Source organism: Pseudarthrobacter cremeus (genome assembly GCF_051857465.1).
Classification (GTDB): Bacteria; Actinomycetota; Actinomycetes; order Actinomycetales; family Micrococcaceae; genus Arthrobacter.
Map to the genome: position 1 here is coordinate 385,692 of NZ_JBPZHC010000001.1, position 18,469 is coordinate 404,160.

An 18,469-nucleotide genomic window follows, 5' to 3' on the forward strand; every position below is an offset into this window, starting at 1 on the left:
GGACTGGCCGTGTTTGGCTGGATTACCCGGTTCAGTATGCAGTTCCGGATTCTGGTTCTCGCGGTTGCGGCGGGCCTCATTGGTTTCGGCGTCGTCAACGTCCCACACATCGCTGTGGACACCATGCCGGAGTTCGCCCCCGCACAGGTTGAGATCCAGACAGAAGCCCTGGGGCTCTCCGCTGTTGAAGTTGAACAGCTCATCACGGCACCGATGGAAGCCGACCTCCTCAATGGTGTTGCCTGGCTCGACGAGATCCGCTCGAAATCCGTGCCGGGCCTGTCCTCGATCCAGCTCGTGTTCGAACCGGGCACTGACCTGCTGAGGGCACGCCAGCTTGTTGCCGAGCGGATGACGCAGGCCCACGCGCTGCCAAACGTGTCCTCGCCGCCCCTCATCATGCAGCCCTTGTCATCCACCAGCCGGGTGCTGATGGTCAAAATGAATTCCAAGGAACTCTCCGGCATCGACATGTCCGTCCTTGCACGGTGGAAAATCAAACCACGGCTGATCGGTATCCCCGGGGTGGCCAACGTTTCCATCTGGGGCCAACGCGAACAACAGCTTCAGGTCGAGGTCACCCCGACGCAACTGCGTGACAAGGGCGTCACCCTGGAGCAGCTCGTCAAGACCACCGGAAACGCCGTCTGGGTCTCGCCCCTGAGCTTCCTCGAAGCGTCGACCCCCGGCACTGGCGGATTCGTCGAGTCCCCCAGCCAGCGCCTCGGTATCCAGCACGTCCTGCCTATCCGCACACCGGCCGATCTGGCCAAGGTCAGCGTCGAGGAGACAAACCCCGCACTGGTCCTCGGCGACATTGCCCAGGTCAGGGAAGACCACCAGCCCCTGATCGGCGACGCCATTGTCGGACAGGATGCCGGCCTGTTGCTGGTAATCGAGAAATTCCCCGGAACCAGCACCGTACAGGTCACACAGGACGTCGAAGCCGCCCTGCAGGACATGCTTCCCGGCCTGAAGGGGATTGAGATCGACACGTCGGTTTTCCGGCCTGCCACCGGTGTGCAGGAATCCGTCGACGGTCTTGGCCTTGCGCTCCTGATCAGCCTCCTGGTTGCTGTTGCGCTGTTCTGGCTGCTCTTCCGGTCCTGGCGCGCTGCACTGATCGCGTTGGTGGCAATCGCCACCACCGTGATGACGGCGGCGGTGATTCTTTTCGCCCAGAATGCGACCCTCAACATCACAGTCCTGTTGGGCATCCTGCTCGGCATGTCCGTGATTGTGGGCGACATCGTTGAAGACATCCAGGCCCACCGCCGGCGCCCCAACGCTTTGGAGGCAGCCGGGGCCGGAACCGCGCCAAAGTCGCGGATCAGCAACCTCGCCAGAGGGGTCCGCACTCCGCTGTTCCTTGCGTCGCTGATCATGATCGCCGTTTTGATCCCCACGCTCTTTGTTCCGGGGGTCGGCGGCCCGTTCTTCTCGTCCCTTTTCTGGTCACTGGCCCTGGCTATGGCCGCGGCTATGCTGGTGGGCCTCTCCGTCACCCCTGTCCTGGCCCATTTCCTGCTACCGGCCACCTCGGAACCGCGCAGGGAGGTTCCTGCCGTCCGGCGGGGCAAGGACTACTACGTCCGTTCCCTCGGCGCAGCGGGTTCGCGCCGGCTTCCCGCCCTCGGGGCGGTGGCAGTAATCGGAATCCTCGGCATCACTGCAGGCTGGCAATTCGCCGGCAACAGGCCGCTCATTCCCACCATGCCGGACCGGACCCTGCTCGTTCAGTGGGACACCATGGCCGGTACATCCAACGACGAGGTCCGCCGCGTCGCCGCACTCGCTTCGAATGAACTGAGGACGCTGCCGGGTGTTTCCGGTGTCGGCGGACATATTGGACGCGCCATCTCCGCGGACCAGGTCGTCGGAAACAGCTCAGCGGAGCTGTGGGTGACTGTCGCACCGGGTGCCAACTTCGGCGAGACGGAGAGAGCAGTCCGTGACGTCGTGCAGGGCTACCCTGGCATCGCCAACAATGTACTGAACTACTCGCAGCAGACCATCGGCGACACCCGCACCAGCATGGAGCCAGGTTTTGCGGTCCGCGTCTACGGGACAGAAATGTCCGTGCTTCGAGAAAAGGCCGAAGAGGTCCGGCAGGCCATCCAGAAGATTGACGGTGTGAATAATCCGGCGATCAACGCCACGGCCATGACACCCATCGTGGAGGTGGAGGTCAACCTGGAGGCCGCGCAAAAGTTTGGCATCAAACCGGGCGACGCACGCCGGGCAGCAGCCACTCTGATGCAGGGGATCGTCGTGGGAAATCTGTTCGAACAGCAGAAGGTGTTCGAAGTCGTGGTCCGTGGGGCGGTTGGCGTCCGGGACGACCTCACCAGCATTCGTGAGCTGCTCCTGGACACACCCAACGGCGGCCATGTCCAGCTGGGCCAGGTCGCGGACGTCCGGATGGTCCCCAACGAAGTCGTCATCCAGCATGACGATACGTCCCGGCGCATCGATGTGGTCGCAGACATCAGCGGACGGCCGCTTGCCGACGTCCAGCGCGATATCGAGGCGGCGATCCGCCAAATCCAGTTCCCGCTTGAGTACCATGCCGAGGTTCCGGCCAAATACAGCCAGATCCAGGCAGCGGACACCTTGATGCAGGGCCTCGGGGCTGCTGCGGTACTGGCAGTGCTGCTCCTGCTCCAGACCGCTGTACGAAGCTGGAAGCTTTCGCTCGCCGTCTTCCTGTCCATGCCTGCTGCGTTGGCAGGCGCGGCGATCGCCGCCTGGATCGGGGCACCGTCCCTGTCGTGGCTGTCGATGACCGCATTTGCGGCCGTCCTGGCCATCGCCGCACGGAACGCAGCCCTCCTCTCTGCACGCGTCGACGAACTCCTGCGGGACTCCGCAGAAGTTTCCCGCACTGACGTGGTGATGACCGCGGCCAGGGACCGGGTATCCCCGATCCTGAAGTCGGCCCTCATCACGTTCCTCGTGCTGATTCCGCCGGCTTTCCTTGGCGGCGCCGTCGGCGAGGCCCTGCTGAGGCCGATGCTGCTGGTCGTTGCCGGAGGGCTTGTGACCACCACGCTCGTGGGGATCTTTGTCCTTCCGCTGCTCATGCTTTGGTTCGGTCCCCGCACCGCGCCCGAAGAGTGGTCGGAAGTCTACCAATCGGAAACACCAGTCTCTCCCGTCACGCAGGAAAAGGTGGAAGTATCATGACCCTCCAGAGTTCGGTGCGGCGCCTGCCTATGGCGTCCGCCGCGTGTGCAGCCATACTGTTTCTGCTGCCCGCCTGCGCACAACCATCAGCAATTGCTGAGTCGGCGCACGAGGCACCGGCCACTGTGGAGAAGAACGCCACCACCGGCATAGCCCGCATTACGCTCAGCCAGCGGGCCATTGACCGGCTGGAGCTCCGCACCGACGCCGCAGCCCCGGCGCCCGGGGGAGCCGGCGTTGTGATCCCCTACGCTGCGCTTCTTTACGACGCCCAGGGGAAAACCTGGGTGTATGTCAATTCCTCGCCGCGCGTTTACGAAAGGCAGGCCGTCACGGTTGCCAAAGTGGAAGCCGGCTCGGTCACAGCCAGTGCAGGTCCCGCCCCGGGCACTGCATTGGTGACGGTCGGGGCTGCTGAGCTTTTCGGCGCAGAATTCAACACAGGTAAATGACATGCGTCGCATAGTCGCGGCCAGCCTAAGGTTCAGATCGATCGTCATCGCTATGGCGGCTGCACTGATGATCGTGGGCGGCACGCAATTGAGCAGTGCTTCGGTGGATGTGTTCCCCGAATTCGCCCCACCCAAGGTCGAAGTCCAGACGGCCTGTTTGGGACTCACCGCCGCCGAAGTGGAGGAGCTCGTATCGGTTCCGATGGAGGAAGCCTTCAACGGCATCGACGGGCTCGACCACATGCGGTCCAAGTCGGTACCCCAGCTGTCCTCCATTGTGATGGAATTTGAGAACGGCACGGATCTGCTGACCGCGCGGCAGCTGGTATCGGAGCGGATGGCAACGGTGATTCCGACGCTGCCGACGTGGGCAGCGCCGCCGCTGATGCTGCAGCCGCTGTCTTCCACCAGCAGGGTCATGAAGATCGGGCTGTCTTCGGACACCCGCTCCCTCATCGAGATGTCCATGATCTCCTACTGGAACATCAGGGCGCACCTGCTGCGGGTGCCTGGGGTGGCGAACGTCGCGATCTGGGGTGAACGCCTCCAGATGCTGCAGGTCCAGGCCGATCCCGCCAAGCTCGCGGCTCATAACGTCACCCTGGAAACGGTGATGAGCTCGACGGCAAACGCGCTCGACGCCGGGCTGCTCAAATATTCCTCCGGTGCCCTGATCGGCACGGGAGGTTCCCTGGACACTCCGAGCCAGTCTTTCGGGGTCAGGCACGTCCAGGCGATCACCTCCCCGGAGGACCTCGCCAAGGTCGCCTTGGAGGACCGCGAGGAGGGAAAGCCCCCGCTCCGGCTCAGTGACGTGGCCAACGTGGTCGAAGACCACCAGCAACTCATCGGTGATGCCGTCATCAACGGCGGTCCCGGCCTGATGCTGATCGTGGAAAAGCTGCCCTGGGGCAACACCCTCGAAGTGACCCGCGGAGTGGAAGAAGCCTTGAAGCAGCTGGAGCCGGGCCTGAGCGGAATAAACGTGGACACCACCATCTTCCGGCCGGCCACCTTCATTGAAGAGTCCTTGGGCAACCTGGGCATCGCGCTGTTGCTCGGCTGCCTCCTGGTCATCCTGGTGTTGAGCGTGTTCCTCTTCCAATGGCGGACCGCCCTGGTCAGCGTGTTGGCCATCCCGCTTTCGCTGGTGGCGGCCGCCCTCGTCCTGTATTGGACCGGCGGCACCGTCAATACCATGGTGCTGGCGGGATTGGTGATCGCCGTCGGGGTGGTGGTGGACGATGCCATCATCGACGTCGAAAATATCGTCAGGCGGCTACGGCACCACAGGGCCACGGGCGGCGGCGGAAGCACCGCGAGAGTGGTGGTCAATGCTTCGCTTGAGGTCCGGGGACCGATCGTCTACGCGACGTTGATCATCGTCGTTGCCACCCTTCCGATCTTCTTCCTCGATGGGCTCACCGGCGCGTTTTTCCGGCCACTGGCGACGTCCTACACCCTGGCGGTCGTTGCCTCGATGGTGGTGGCACTGACGGTCACGCCGGCCATGGCCTACATCGTTCTCCGCAACGCCAAGCTGGAGGACCGCGACCCGCCACTGGTGCGGGTCCTGAAGCGCTGGTACGCCAAAGGGCTCCGCCCCATCGTCCGCCGTCCGGTCCCCGGATACCTGGCCCTTGCCGCATTTGGTGTTGTGGGCATCGTGGCGGCGCCCCTGCTGGGCCAGTCACTGTTGCCCTCTTTCAAGGAGCGGGACTTCCTGATGCACTGGGTCACACAGCCCGGTACCTCAAATGCCGAGGAAGTCAGGGTCAGCCAGCTCGCCTGCAACGAGCTGATGACAATTCCCGGGGTGAACAACTGCGGGTCGCATATTGGCCAGGCGTTCGCCGCCGATGAGGTGGTGGGCGTCAACTTCGGCGAAAACTGGATCAGCGTTGACCCTGGCGTTGACTACGACGACACCCTGGCATCCATACAATCTGTGGTTGAGGGCTACCCGGGAATCCAGCGCGACGTCCAGACGTATCTTAAGGAACGCATCCGTGAGGTGCTGACAGGCACAGGCTACGCCGTCGTCGTGCGTGTCTATGGCGATGACCTTGCGACGCTTCGTCAGGAGGCGGACAAGATCAAGGGGATCCTGGGCGGCATTGACGGAGCCATCGGCGCCAAGGTGGCGCTTCAGGCGAACATTCCCCAGATCGATGTGGAAGTGAACCTTGAAGCGGCAAACCGGTTCGGCCTGAAGCCGGGCGATGTCCGGCGTGCTGCGGCCACGATGGTTGCGGGTGAGGAGGTGGGCGATGTCTACCGGGACGGGAAGGCGTACGACGTCCAGGTATGGAGCCCGCCGGAGACCCGGACGAGCGTGACCAGCATTGAAAACCTCGTCCTGGACACCCCTGCGGGGCAAAAGATCCGGATGGCGGATGTGGCCACGGTTTCGATCAAACCCACACCGAACGTGATTGAGCGCTCGGAGGGATCCAGGCGCATCGACGTCAGTGCCAACGTCAAGGAAGGCGACCTGGCCAAGGTCGTGGAAAAGCTCAAGTCCGGCATGACCGCCATTGAGTTCCCGGTCGGGTACAGTGCCGTGGTGCTCGGCGAATACGTCGAACGGCAGGCCGCAGCGCAGCGCCTGTCGCTGTTCTCGATAGCCGCGGTGATCATGGTTTACCTGCTGCTCCAGGCCGCCTTCAAGAGTTGGCGGCTGGCAACCCTGGCCATCCTGACGTTGCCCGTGGCGCTCGTGGGCGGGGTGATCGCCGCCCATCTCAGCGGTGGAATCCTCTCCCTGGGTTCGCTGGTCGGCTTCCTGACCCTGATGGGGATAGCCGCCCGTAACGGCATCCTGCTCATCAACCACTGCCAGCACCTGGAACAGTTCGAGGGCGTGCCCTTTGGACCGGCCCTCGTGCTTCGCGGGGCCGCCGAACGCCTGTCACCAATCCTGATGACGACACTGGCGACCGCCCTCGCGTTGGTGCCGCTGGTGGTCATGGGCAACATCCCGGGCCATGAAATCGAGCACCCCATGGCGGTGGTGATCCTCGGCGGCCTGGTGACATCGACGTTGGTCAACCTGTTCATCGTCCCGTCGCTTTACCTGCGCTTCGCCAAGGCCGGCGGACGCCGCCGCGGATCGCGTAATCCGCAGCCGGCCCCGGCCGTATAGTCGCAACATTCCTCCCAACGAAAGGCACGTCCGATGGCTTCTCCGGTAAGGCAATTCGCGGCCCACGGGGCCGCATTACTCCTCGCCTTTGGGTCGCTGACCGCGGTGTCGGCTGCACCAGCGGCCGCGGGTCCTCCCCCCGCGGAACTGTGCGGGCCGGGATCGGAAATCAACTTTGACCGGTCGGCCTTCCAGTCCTCACCGCAGATCGACAACAAGTGGTTCCCCCTCCAGCCAGGCATGCAGTTCACCACCACCGGCACCGTGACGTCCGCTGATGGGGTCAGCGAGCATTCAGTGGTTCACACGGTCACCGGGCTCACCAAGTTGATCGATGGCGTTCAGACTCGCGTCATGTGGGACCGTGACTACGACAACGGGGATCTGGTGGAGTCGGAGCTTGCCTTCTTCGCGCAGACCCGGAAGGGCGCTGTCTGGCTGTTCGGGGAATACCCGGAGGAATACGAAAATGGTGAATTTACCGGCGCGCCCAGCACGTTCATCAGTGGCATAGCCAAGGCGCAGGCAGGTATCGCCATGCAGGCGCTCCCCCGCACAGAAACACCAGCCTACGTCCAGGCCTACGCCCCCAAAGTCGATTTCCTGGACTGCGGTCAAGTGATCCAAAAGCACCAGCACGTCAGCGTTCCCGCAGGGTGCTACAACAATGTCCTGGTCATAGATGAATACAACCCGCTGGAGCCGCCCGAGGCCGGGCACCAACGAAAGTACTACGCAGCCGGGACGGGTCTGGTAAAGGTCACGGCCGTTGGCGGCCCTGACCAGGAATTCATGGACCTCGTGAAAGTGAAGAAGCTCAGCGCCGCAGAGTTCGCAGATGCCAATGCGCAGGCACTCGAGCAGGACGCGAGGGGGTACCAGGTCAGCCGTAGCGTCTACGCCAAGACACCGCCGGCACAGCTGGACTGAGAGTGCCTCAGCGAACGTCCCCGTCCACCCAGTCCATGGACTTGGTGACGGCTTTCCTCCACAGGCGGAGCTGCCGGTCCTGCTCCGCCTGGTCCATCCTGGGTTCCCAGCGCTTGTCTTCGGACCAGTTGGCTGACAGCTCGCCGAGGTCCTTCCAGAAGCCGACGGCGAGGCCGGCAGCGTAAGCGGCGCCGAGGGCGGTCGTTTCCACCACCCTGGGCCGGATGACCGGAACGCCGAGGATGTCGGCCTGGAACTGCATCAACGCCTCGTTGGCCACCATGCCGCCGTCGACCTTCAGTTCGGTAAGCGGCACGCCGGTGTCCGCGTTGACGGCATCGAGCACCTCCCGGGTCTGGAAAGCCGTGGCCTCCAGGGCGGCCCGGGCGATGTGGTTCTTGGTGGCGAAACGGGTCAGGCCCACGATGGCGCCGCGGGCGTCGGCGCGCCAATAGGGCGCAAAGAGCCCGGAGAACGCCGGCACGAAGTACACCCCGCCGTTGTCCTTCACCGCCGCGGCGAGCGTTTCCACGTCGGCGGCGTTCCTGATCATGCCCAGGTTGTCCCGCAGCCACTGGATCAGCGATCCGGTGACGGCAATGGAGCCTTCCAGCGCGTAGTGCGGCGCAGCCTCACCGAGCTTGTACCCGACCGTGGTCAGCAGTCCGTTACTGGAGTGGACGATCTCCTCGCCCGTGTTGAAGATCAGGAAGCAGCCCGTGCCGTAAGTGTTCTTGGCCTCCCCCGCCTTGAACGCCGCCTGGCCGAAGGTGGCTGCCTGCTGGTCACCCAGGATCCCCGCGACCGGAACTTCCCGCAGCAGCTGGGACGTGTGGACGGTGCCGTAGACCTCGGAGGAGGACCTGATCTCAGGCAACATACTCCGGGGAACGCCGAAGATGTCCAGGATCTCTGAGTCCCATTCGAGTGTTTCCAGGTCCATGAACAAGGTCCGCGAGGCGTTGGTGACATCCGTGACGTGCACCCCGCCGTCCACTCCGCCGGTCAGATTCCACAGGACCCAGGAATCAGTGGTGCCGAACAGCAGATCGCCGGCCTCGGCCCTGTCCCGGGCGCCGTCCACGTTATCCAGGATCCACTTGATCTTGGTGCCGGAGAAATACGTGGCCAGCGGCAGCCCCACCTTCTTCTTGAACCGGTCCAGCCCACCGTCGCTGGCCAACCCGTCCACGATGTCCTGAGTCCTGGTGTCCTGCCAGACAATCGCGTTGTAAACAGGCTCACCCGTGGTCCTGTCCCACACCACGGCGGTCTCACGCTGGTTGGTGATTCCGATGGCGGCGATATCGTGCCGCGTCACGTTCGCCTTCGACAGGGCGGAGGCGATGACCTCACGGGTATTGGTCCAGATCTCGGCAGGATTGTGCTCCACCCACCCCGCCCGCGGGAAGATCTGCTCGTGTTCCATCTGCCCGGAGGAAACGATGATTCCGGAGTGGTCAAAGATGATGGCGCGGGTGCTGGTGGTTCCCTGGTCGAGGGCGATTACGTACTGGTTCATGGTGACGTCCTTGTCCGGGGCAGAGGTGGCCAGGTCCCGTTCGAAGAATATCCAATGAAGCCACCGCGCGCCGCCCGGCAGGCTTTCGCGGCGTCGCCTGACCCAGTGGGTAAAGTCAATGCTATGAAACCCTCTCCCCGTCTCAGCCTGAACAACGGTGTCCTGATCGACCAACTGGGATTAGGGCTATATAAGGTTCCGGCGGCGGCCGCACCCGGTCTGGTGTCCATGGCGCTGGGTGCAGGCTACCGCCGTTTCGATACGGCTGCCATGTACGGCAACGAGACCGGCGTGGCCAGGGGACTCAGTTCTGCCTTCGGAACCGAGGGCGGAAGCGGAGGCTCAGGGGAAGCTGCCCCCGGCCTGAGGCGTGAGGATGTCTTCATCACCACCAAAGTCTGGAACGACGACCAGGGATACGACAGGACGCTCCGCGCCTTCGACACCTCCATGGTCAACCTGGGTCTGGACTATGTGGACCTGTACCTCATCCACTGGCCCTGCGCCCGCCGGGGCCTTTTCACCGAAACCTACCGCGCCCTGGAAACGCTGTACCGCGAAGGAAAGGTACGGGCCGTCGGTGTCTGCAACTTCCAGCCGAAGCACCTGGACCTCTTGCTCCAAAAGGCGGAAGTAGTACCGGCCGTGAACCAGATCGAACTGCATCCCTGGCTCCAGCAGCACGAGCTCAGCAAGAAGCACAAGGACCTGGGAATCCTGACCGAGGCATGGAGCCCGCTGGCGCGGGGACACGTCCTGGCCGATCCCGTTGTCCTGGCTCTTGCGGCCGAGCATGGACGGACGCCGGCCCAGATCGTCCTCCGGTGGCAAATCCAGCTCGGGAACCTCACTGTCCCGAAGGCAAGCTCCGAGGCCCGGCTCCGGGAGAACCTGGACGTCTTCGGCTTTGAACTTTCCCCGCGGGACATGGCTGCCCTGGCTGAGCTCGACCGCGGCCAGCGCACCGGCTCCCACCCCGATAACGTCAATTAGGACACAGGGCCAATGAAAACAGCCGCTCCCCAGCCGACTTCCGCGCCGTCCTACTTCAGCGACGGTCTCACCGCACGCACCCATGCCGCCACCGTCACGCTGAACGGAAGCACCGTGGCGTACTGGACCTATGAACCCGTCCAGGCAACATCCGATACCCGCACCATCCTGGTCATCCATGGCTTCCGGGGTGACCATCACGGCCTGCTCCGGGTGGCGGACCAGCTCCCGGAGATGCGTGTCATCATGCCGGACCTGCCCGGCTTCGGCAGTTCTGAAGCGTTCGCGGCCGCGGATCACTCTGTGGCCAACTACGGCACCTTCATCACGGACTTCATGGCCGCGCTGGGACTCGGCCCGGACACTGTTCTCCTGGGGCACTCCTTCGGCTCGATCGTGGCGTCCCATTTCGTGGCAGCCCATCCCGGGACTGTCACACCGCTGATCCTCATCAACCCCATCGCCGCGCCCGCGCTGGAAGGCCCGAAGGGGATCATGACGAAACTGGCGGTGCTCTACTACCGCCTCGCGGCAAGGCTCCCCCGCCCGCTGGGACTGGCCCTGCTGCGCAGCCCCCTGATTGTCCGCGTCATGAGCGAGGCCATGGCCAAGACCGGCAACAAGGACCTTCGCCGGTTTATCCACGGGCAGCACCATGCTTACTTCAGCGCCTTCGCTGACCGGGAAAGCCTCCTCGAATCGTTTACGGCCTCAGTGTCCAGCCATGTGGCCGAGATAGCGGACAAGCTGAACCTGCCGGTTCTGCTTATCGCCGGCGAAAAGGACGAAATTGCCATGCTCCCGGACCAGCAACGCCTCGCCGCCCTCCTCCCGGACGGGGTCCTGAAGGTGATTCCCGGCGTCGGCCACCTGATCCATTACGAAACGCCCGAACCGGCCGCCGGTTTCATCCGCAGCTTCCTTAAGGACCACCCCGCGTGAAGATTGTCATAGATGCCCGCTTCACCAGGACCGACCACCATGACGGCATCAGCCGGTACGGGGCCAGCCTCATCGCGGCGACGTCGAAAATCGCCGATGTCTCCATGCTCATCAGCGACCCCCGGCAGCTGGCGTTGCTTCCGGATGTCCCGTACACGCTGATCAACAGTCCACTGTCGCCGCGGGAGCTGTTCGTTGCCCGAAAGATCAACCCCCTCGGGGCCGACGTTGTGGTGTGTCCCATGCAGACCATGGGCAGCTGGGGACGCAAGTACGGCCTGGTGCTGACCCTGCACGACCTCATCTACTACGAGCACCCGGCACCTCCGGGCTTCCTGCCGGCGCCCGTCAGGATCCTGTGGCGGCTCTATCACAAGGCCTTCTGGCCCCAGCGGCTGCTGCTCAACCGGGCGGACATTGTGGCCACCATCAGCAGGACCACGGAGGCACTGATGGCCAAGTACCGGCTCACCAAACGGCCCGTGCGGATCATCAGCAACGCGCCCCAGCCTGCACAGGACCCGCGGGACCCGTCCGCCGGGGCGGACCACTCGCTGATCTACATGGGTTCGTTCATGCCGTACAAAAACGTCGGAACGATGGTGGCCGGGATGGCGGAGCTGCCTGATTTCACCCTTCACCTGTTGAGCCGGATCACCCCGCAGCGCCGGGCCGAACTGGAGCTCATGATCCCCGCCGGGGCAAATGTGGTCTTCCATAACGGCGTCACCGATGACGAATACTGGACACTCCTGAAGCGCGCCACGGCACTGGTGAGCCTCTCCCACGCCGAGGGCTACGGTCTGCCGCTGGTGGAGGCCATGGCACTGGGCACGCCCGTGATCGCCAGCGACATCCCTATTTTCCGTGAGGTCGGCGGCGATGCAGCATCGTATGTGGATCCGGCCTCCCCTGCGGAGTTCGCTGCGGCAGTGCAGAGACTGCGCGATGACGCACACTGGCAGGATGTGTCCCGCCGCTCCGTGGCGCGTGCCGGGGAGTTCAGCTGGGATGAATCCGCGCGCCAGCTGGTGGACGTGGCCCACGACATCGTGGCGCGGCGCAGCCGGTAACGGACACTGTTGGCGGACACTGCCAGCGGGCACGGCCAGAGGGCACTGCTAGAGGACGTCAACGCCGTCGAGCCTGACCTGCACCGGTTCGTCGCTCCTTTTGGCGGCTGCGGCCGCCTTCGTTGCGCGCAGGACACGGGTGACGGTGCCGGCCTGGCCATAGGGGAAGAACAGCAGGGTCCGGACGTCTTCTCCGACCCGCTGCGGTGTGGGGAGACCGACGAGCAGCACCGGCGCCGGTCCAGCGGTCCGCAGCGTCAGGCCCGAGGCGGCCAGCTGGTGTTCCACAGCAGCGGTGAAATGCACGACGGCGGCCCGGGGACCGGTGACGGATGCGATGCGGACAGCGGGGGGCAACTGGAGTTCCATCCGGAGTTCCAGCTCCCGCCGGGCATAGCCGGCCGGGTCCCACCGCAGCAGCGCGCCGACGGCGACACTCTCCGTCGCGGTGATGACCACCAGTCCGCCGTCGGACGCGGGGCGTACCAGGGCCGCGGCATTGAACCAGCGGCGGACCGTGTCCTCGCCGGCGCGGAGATTTTCACGCCGCAGCAGCGAGTCGCCGTCGAGAAGCAGGGCCGCGGCGTATCCGCCGTCAGCCACGGGTTCCGCGCCGACCGTCGCCACCACCAGGGCGTTGGTGCTGCCCACCCGTGCTTTGACGTGGTCTCCCGACGAGGTGACGACGGCCTTCCCGGGAAAAGCCCGGCCCAGCTCTTCGGCCGTCCGCATGACTCCCGTGGCTCCCTTTCGGAGCCTGCGCCCTGAGCAGTGGACGCAGTGCCAGTCAGGAGAGGGTGTGGAACACCACCGGCATTGCGGAATCGAGGCCGAACCGCTGGCGCCTGCGAGGGCCAGCGGGCCCTGGCAGGACTGGCACCGGGCAGGCTCGCGGCAGGTCTCGCATACCAGGGACGGGGCGTAGCCGGCGCGGGCCACCTGCACCAGGACCGGGCCGCGTTCCAGTCCTTCCTTGGCGGCCCGCCACGCGGCCCCGGGGAGCCTGGCGATCCGCGCCAGGGGGTCGCGTTCCTGTTCAAAGCTGTCAGCCGTGTTGAGCACGCGCGGAACGGTCCGGCGCAGGTAGGGCCGCTCGGCGTCGATGGGCATGGCCCAGCCGGCCTCCACCAGCCGTTGCAGTTCAGTGCTCCTGGAATGGGCCGCCATCAGGCAGGCAGCGCCTTCCTGGTCGGCCCGAAGCAACAGGACCTCGCGGGCGTGGGCGTACGGAGCGCGCTGTTCGATGTGGAGGTCGTCGCCGTCGTCCCAGCAGGCCACCAGGCCCACGTCATGCACAGGGGCGTAGGCCGCCGAACGTGTCCCGATGGCGACCCGCGCCGTTCCGGCCAGGAGGCGGAGGAAATTCCGGTAGCGCGGCGTGGGCCCGTCATCTGCGGTGAGGCGGGCGATGTCGCTGGCCGGCAGTACGTCGAGCAGCGCCGCTTCGAGCTGGTCGAGGTCACGGTGGTCAGGTACGACTACCAATGCACCACGGCCGGAGGCCCGTACGGCCGCCACCGCGGCCGCCACCAGCCGCGGCCAGGCGGCCTGGCCGAATCCCTGCAGCGGGCTGAAGACTGCCCGCGGGGATCCGCCTTCCCTGAGGTGCCGGACAAAGGCGGGTCCGTTCGTGTACCCGTCCCAGTCAGCTTCCTGGTCCTGCAGGGCGCCTGACCCGCCGGCCTGTGCATCGCGTTCCGGCCCGGAGCCGGCAGCGGCTTCACCGGTGGATCCAGGGAGTAATCCTGCGGAAAACTCCTTGTCCAGCTTGGCTACGCGCGGCGGCACGGCCACCCGAAGGACGTCGCTGACGGTGCCCGCGTACCGCGCTGCAACGGCGGAAACAAGGTCCCGGACCGGGGGCGTCAGAACGGCGACCGGGGAGATGACTTTATGCAGCGGCACCAGGGCATGGCCGGCGTCGGACTCCGCAGCGCGTTCCATGATGAAACCGGACAGGTCCTGGCCATTGAACTTGACCTTGACCCGGACGCCGGGCTGCGCCGCCTCGTCCAATTCGTCCGGGACGCTGTAATCGAACGGACGGTCCAGATGCGGCAGCGGAGTCTCTACGAGGACCCTGGCAACGGGGAGGTGGCCGGCCAGCCGCGGGCCCGCCGGCCTGGCTTTTGAGGGGAAGCCCTGCAGAAGCGATGGCTGGACAGCAGTCTCCTTAGCGGCCACGGCCCTCACCCCCGTTCAACATTCTGCGCCGGACCTGGCAGGTCCGGTTTGTCCGGACACGTCAAGCCAACCATGGGCCTCTGACATTCCGTCTGCCGCGTCCGCCGCGGGCGGTCCGGCCTTAGGCGTTGAAGAAGGCCTTGAGGTCGTCAACGCGGTCGAGGCGTTCCCACGTGAAATCGGGATCGTCGCGGCCGAAGTGTCCGTGCGCGGCAGTCTTGGCGTAGATGGGACGCTTCAGGTCCAGGGCATCGATGATGGCCCGCGGACGGAGGTCGAAGATTTCGGCGATCGCGGCACTGATCTTCGCGGGGTCCACGGTTTCGGTGCCGAAAGTCTCCACGTAGGTCCCGACGGGCCGGGCCTGGCCGATCGCGTAGGCAATCTGGATTTCGGCGCGCTTGGCGAGGCCGGCGGCCACCACGTTCTTGGCAACCCAGCGCATGGCATACGCAGCGGACCGGTCCACCTTGGACGGGTCCTTGCCCGAGAATGCGCCGCCGCCGTGACGGGCCATGCCGCCGTAGGTGTCCACGATGATCTTCCGCCCGGTCAGGCCGGCGTCGCCCACGGGTCCGCCGATGACGAACTCGCCGGCGGGGTTAAGAATGTTCGCAGCCCGTGAAATGTCCAGGTTGGCGGCGGCAAGCACGGGATCAATCACCATGGCCGCGAGGTCGGCCCGGAGCCGGTCCAGGCTGGTGCCTTCGGCGTGCTGGCTGGAGATGACCACGGTTTCCACTGATACCGGAACGTCTTTGTCGTACCCCACCGTGACCTGGGTCTTGCCGTCGGGGCGCAGGTAGGCCAGCAGGCCGGACTTGCGCACCTCGGTAAGGCGTTCGGAGAGGCGGTGCGCCAGCCAGATGGGGGTGGGCATGTACGACGGCGTTTCGTCGCTCGCGTAGCCGAACATCAGGCCCTGGTCGCCGGCGCCCTGGAGGTCGTAGTCGTCCTCCTGGCGGCCCTCACGGGCTTCGAGGGAGTTGAAGACGCCCCCGGCGATGTCGTTGGACTGCTGGCCGATGGATACCGACACGCCACAACGGGCGCCGTCGAACCCGTTGGCAGAGGAGTCGTAGCCAATGCCCAGGATGGTCTCGCGGACGATTTGCGGGATTTCAACGTAGGCGTCGGTGGTGACTTCGCCGGCAACATGGACCAGGCCGGTGGTGGCCATGGTCTCGACGGCCACGCGGGACTCCGGGTCTGCCGCGAGGAGCGCGTCCAGGATGGCGTCGCTGATCTGGTCACAGATCTTGTCCGGGTGGCCTTCAGTGACCGATTCGGACGTGAAGAGCCGGAGTGCGGGGGGCGTGGTCCCGTGGGTCTGGGGAATGTGCAGCGGTAAAGTCACTCAACTACCTTACTGGTTAGGAATCGGACGTCCGGCGGCGTGTGTCCCCGTGCTAAGGAAACCCTGCCGTGCCTGGCGTCAGGCGCGGGGCGAAACGCGGTTCAGCTCGAAGCCGATCCGGTTAATAATGGCGGCCGAAACCTCGGTCTTGGTGCCGGCGGCCAATTGTGGTTCGGCGCCGGAGCGGGCCAGGATGACTACGGAATTGGTGTCCTGGCCGAAGACCTTGTCCGTGCCCACGTGGTTGAGGACCAGGAGGTCACAGCCCTTGCGCTTGAGCTTGGCCTCCGCGTAGGCCAGGACGTCGCCCTGCCCGTCACCGGTTTCGGCGGCGAACCCGATGATCAGTTGGTTGCGGCGGACTGAGTCATGTTCCAGGGCCTGGCCGCGCAGTTCCACGAGCTCCTGCAGGATATCGGGGTTGCGGACCAGCGTAATCACCGGATCCGCGGTGTCCTCACGCTTCTTGATCTTGGTGCCGGAGATCTCCGCAGGACGGAAGTCTGCAACGGCTGCGGCCATGATGACGACGTCGGAATCCGCTGCCGCGGCCAGCGCGGCCTCCCGCAGCTGCAGGGCAGTCTCCACTGCCACAACCTCGACGCCGGCTGGGGGCGGGACCTCCATATGCGCGGCGAGCAGCCGCACAGTGGCGCCGGCGTTGCGCGCGGCAACGGCCAACGCGACGCCCTGCTTGCCGGAGGACCTGTTGCCCAGGAAGCGCACGGGGTCCAAGGGTTCACGTGTGCCGCCGGCACTGATGGTGACCGTCTTACCGGCGAGGGGAAGCTGGTAGTCCGGCTTGCCCTGGGCAAGGGCCATGGCGGCATCGAAGATGGCTTCAGGCTCCGGCAGGCGGCCGGGACCGGAGTCGGAGCCGGTCAGGCGTCCGCTGGCGGGTTCCAGCACCGCCACTCCCCTGCCCCGCAGGGTCTCCACGTTCGCCCGGGTGGCGGCATGCTGCCACATCTCGGTGTGCATGGCGGGGGCAAACAGCACGGGTCCCCGTGCCATCAGCAGCGTGTTGGTGAGGAGGTCGTTGGCCTGGCCGGTGGCCGCGCGCGCCAGCAGATCAGCTGTTGCGGGCGCCACCACGATCAGGTCGGCCTCGTGCCCGAGCTTGACGTGGTTGACCTGATGAACCTCGTCAAAGACGCTGTTGGTCACCGGGTTGCCGGACAGGGCTTCCCAGGTGGCAACACCGACAAAACGGGTGGCGGCGTCGGTTGGGATCACGGTGACGTCATGCCCGGCTTCAGTAAAAAGCCGGAGGAGCGACGCCACCTTGTAGGCGGCAATCCCTCCCCCGACTCCGAGGACTATGCGCACGTGATCTCCGTCAACGGGTAAGTCTGCGTGATCTTGTTGCCCGACCGCTGCGTTACTCTGCGTGTTCGATCGGCGTGGAAACGAGCTTGCCTTCGTTGATCTCGCGCAGGGCGATGGACAGCGACTTCTCGTTCAGCTTGGTGTCGACCAGCGGGCCCACGTACTCGAACAGGCCCTCGTGCAGCTGGGCGTAGTAAGCGTTGATCTGGCGTGCACGCTTGGCGCCGAAGATCACCAGGCCGTACTTGGAATCAGCTGCCTCAAGCAGTGAGTCGATCGGCGGGTTGATGATGCCTTCAAGGTTCGTGGACACGAATTCTCCAAATTCTAACGGGCTGAACGGTACCGGCAGCTAGTGCGGGTGCGGTGTCAGCCCCATGAGTGAAACAAGCTCGTCCGCTGCCCGGCGAACGTCATCATTGATGACGGTGTGGTCAAACTCCGGTTCAGCGGCAAGTTCTAGTTTAGCGGTTTCCAGCCGTTGCCGCTGTTCGTCCGCGGTTTCAGTGCCACGGCCTACCAGCCGGCGCACCATTTCGTCCCAGCTGGGCGGGGCGAGGAAGATGAATTGTGCATCGGGGACAGCAGCTTTGACCTGCCGGGCGCCCTGCAGGTCAATCTCCAGCAGGACGGACTTGCCACCCGCGATGGCCTCCTTGACGGTGCTTTTCAGCGTGCCGTAGGTGTTCTGGCCGTGAACTACGGCCCACTCCAGCAAGTCGCCGGCCGCCACCAGTGATTCGAATTCTTCCTTTGACTTGAAGAAGTAGTGAACGCCGTCCTGCTCCCCCGGCCGGGGTGCACGGGTGGTGGCCGATACGGAAAGCCAGACTTCGGGGTAGTTATCCCTGATGTAGGTGGATACGGTGCCTTTGCCAACAGCCGTCGGACCTGCGAGGACTGTCAGTCCCGGTTTCTTGCTCACGTATTCCTTTGTGCCGGAGTTCGGATGGGGCGGACCGTGGCACGCCCTACTTCTCGTCTATAAAATCTACCAGCGCCTGGCGCTGGTGGATGCCCAGTCCCCGGACACGCCGGGAGGCCGCGATTCCCAGCTGTTCCATGATGGCCGCTGCCCGGACCTTGCCGATGCCGGGCAGGGCTTCAAGCAGCTCCGCCACCCGCATCCTGGCCAGGGCATCGTCAGCGGCGGCCGAGCTGATGATGTCCGCAGCCGACGTCTGGCCGTTCTTGAGCCTTTCCTTCACCGCAGCCCTGGCTGCACGGGCAGCCGCGGCCTTTTGCAGGGCAGCTGTGCGTTCCGACGCGGATAAGGGTCGCAGACTCATTGTGGACACCCCCGGTGGGACGGATGCATCCAAGGCGGCCGCCATTGGACTTGTCCAGAAACCTACC

General features: G+C 65.0%; 14 protein-coding genes. 7 read left to right on the forward strand and 7 right to left on the reverse strand.

The genetic code is table 11. The features are described 5' to 3' along the window. Window positions 1–36: 36 nt before the first annotated feature. Genes ACS5PJ_RS01675 through ACS5PJ_RS01690 form a run of 4 tightly spaced genes read left to right on the forward strand, consistent with a single transcriptional unit; the run spans window position 37 to window position 7,713 of the window. A complete protein-coding gene (locus tag ACS5PJ_RS01675; RefSeq protein WP_439433191.1) occupies window positions 37–3,186 on the forward strand; it encodes an efflux RND transporter permease subunit in 3,150 nt (1,049 codons plus the stop codon). Next, complete coding sequence (locus tag ACS5PJ_RS01680; protein WP_439433192.1) at window positions 3,183–3,638, forward strand: hypothetical protein; 456 nt, start codon at window positions 3,183–3,185, stop codon at window positions 3,636–3,638. The genes ACS5PJ_RS01675 and ACS5PJ_RS01680 overlap by 4 nt, the downstream gene beginning before the upstream one ends. A gap of 1 nt (window position 3,639) precedes the next feature. Beyond that, complete coding sequence (locus ACS5PJ_RS01685) at window positions 3,640–6,783, forward strand: efflux RND transporter permease subunit (protein WP_439433193.1); 3,144 nt, start codon at window positions 3,640–3,642, stop codon at window positions 6,781–6,783. A gap of 33 nt (window positions 6,784–6,816) precedes the next feature. Further along, a complete protein-coding gene (locus tag ACS5PJ_RS01690) occupies window positions 6,817–7,713 on the forward strand; it encodes a hypothetical protein (protein WP_439433194.1) in 897 nt (298 codons plus the stop codon). Window positions 7,714–7,720: 7 nt separating this feature from the next. Here the strand turns inward: ACS5PJ_RS01690 and glpK are convergent, their stop codons facing one another. After that, the gene (glpK, locus tag ACS5PJ_RS01695; protein WP_439433195.1) at window positions 7,721–9,235 is read right to left on the reverse strand and encodes a glycerol kinase GlpK; all 1,515 of its coding nucleotides are present in this window, start codon (window positions 9,233–9,235) and stop codon (window positions 7,721–7,723) included. Window positions 9,236–9,358: 123 nt separating this feature from the next. On the opposite strand from glpK, the gene ACS5PJ_RS01700 reads away from it, so the two are divergent. The 3 genes from ACS5PJ_RS01700 to ACS5PJ_RS01710 are packed head-to-tail and all read left to right on the forward strand — an operon-like array spanning window position 9,359 to window position 12,243. After that, a complete protein-coding gene (locus ACS5PJ_RS01700) occupies window positions 9,359–10,228 on the forward strand; it encodes an aldo/keto reductase (RefSeq protein ID WP_439433196.1) in 870 nt (289 codons plus the stop codon). A gap of 12 nt (window positions 10,229–10,240) precedes the next feature. Then, window positions 10,241–11,170, forward strand: coding sequence for an alpha/beta fold hydrolase (locus tag ACS5PJ_RS01705; RefSeq protein WP_439433197.1), 930 nt, complete (start codon window positions 10,241–10,243; stop codon window positions 11,168–11,170). Beyond that, window positions 11,167–12,243 (forward strand): glycosyltransferase family 4 protein, encoded by a 1,077-nt coding sequence (locus tag ACS5PJ_RS01710; RefSeq protein ID WP_439433198.1) that lies wholly within the window; start codon window positions 11,167–11,169, stop codon window positions 12,241–12,243. Before ACS5PJ_RS01705 ends, ACS5PJ_RS01710 begins: the two co-directional genes overlap by 4 nt. A gap of 48 nt (window positions 12,244–12,291) precedes the next feature. Here ACS5PJ_RS01710 and ACS5PJ_RS01715 read toward each other — a convergent pair whose 3' ends face one another. From ACS5PJ_RS01715 to mihF, 6 genes are all read right to left on the reverse strand, one after another. Then, a complete protein-coding gene (locus ACS5PJ_RS01715; protein WP_439433199.1) occupies window positions 12,292–14,436 on the reverse strand; it encodes a primosomal protein N' in 2,145 nt (714 codons plus the stop codon). A gap of 112 nt (window positions 14,437–14,548) precedes the next feature. Next, window positions 14,549–15,784 carry a methionine adenosyltransferase gene (gene metK, locus ACS5PJ_RS01720; RefSeq protein ID WP_354148341.1) on the reverse strand — a complete coding sequence of 412 codons (1,236 nt, stop codon included), beginning with the start codon at window positions 15,782–15,784 and terminating at the stop codon, window positions 14,549–14,551. A 78-nt stretch (window positions 15,785–15,862) separates the two neighbouring features. Further along, on the reverse strand, window positions 15,863–17,113 hold the full coding sequence (gene coaBC, locus ACS5PJ_RS01725) for a bifunctional phosphopantothenoylcysteine decarboxylase/phosphopantothenate--cysteine ligase CoaBC (protein WP_439433200.1): 1,251 nt from the start codon (window positions 17,111–17,113) through the stop codon (window positions 15,863–15,865). A gap of 52 nt (window positions 17,114–17,165) precedes the next feature. Next, window positions 17,166–17,426 (reverse strand): DNA-directed RNA polymerase subunit omega, encoded by a 261-nt coding sequence (rpoZ, locus tag ACS5PJ_RS01730; protein ID WP_354148339.1) that lies wholly within the window; start codon window positions 17,424–17,426, stop codon window positions 17,166–17,168. A gap of 39 nt (window positions 17,427–17,465) precedes the next feature. Continuing rightward, entirely contained in the window at window positions 17,466–18,038 is a 573-nt protein-coding gene (gene gmk / locus ACS5PJ_RS01735) for a guanylate kinase (RefSeq protein WP_439433201.1), read from the reverse strand. 46 nt (window positions 18,039–18,084) lie between these two features. Next, window positions 18,085–18,402: an integration host factor, actinobacterial type gene (mihF, locus tag ACS5PJ_RS01740; RefSeq protein WP_354148337.1), complete on the reverse strand. Its 318-nt coding sequence runs from the start codon at window positions 18,400–18,402 to the stop codon at window positions 18,085–18,087. Window positions 18,403–18,469 lie beyond the last annotated feature (67 nt).

What these genes read in the sequence shown, in the direction of transcription:
- ACS5PJ_RS01675 (WP_439433191.1), top strand. Translation starts at nt 37, where the DNA reads ATGCAGTTCCGGATTCTGGTTCTCGCGGTTGCGGCGGGCCTCATTGGT.
- ACS5PJ_RS01680 (WP_439433192.1), top strand. Translation starts at nt 3,183, where the DNA reads ATGACCCTCCAGAGTTCGGTGCGGCGCCTGCCTATGGCGTCCGCCGCG.
- ACS5PJ_RS01685 (WP_439433193.1), top strand. Translation starts at nt 3,640, where the DNA reads ATGCGTCGCATAGTCGCGGCCAGCCTAAGGTTCAGATCGATCGTCATC.
- ACS5PJ_RS01690 (WP_439433194.1), top strand. Translation starts at nt 6,817, where the DNA reads ATGGCTTCTCCGGTAAGGCAATTCGCGGCCCACGGGGCCGCATTACTC.
- glpK (WP_439433195.1), bottom strand. Translation starts at nt 9,235, where the DNA reads ATGAACCAGTACGTAATCGCCCTCGACCAGGGAACCACCAGCACCCGC.
- ACS5PJ_RS01700 (WP_439433196.1), top strand. Translation starts at nt 9,359, where the DNA reads ATGAAACCCTCTCCCCGTCTCAGCCTGAACAACGGTGTCCTGATCGAC.
- ACS5PJ_RS01705 (WP_439433197.1), top strand. Translation starts at nt 10,241, where the DNA reads ATGAAAACAGCCGCTCCCCAGCCGACTTCCGCGCCGTCCTACTTCAGC.
- mihF (WP_354148337.1), bottom strand. Translation starts at nt 18,402, where the DNA reads ATGAGTCTGCGACCCTTATCCGCGTCGGAACGCACAGCTGCCCTGCAA.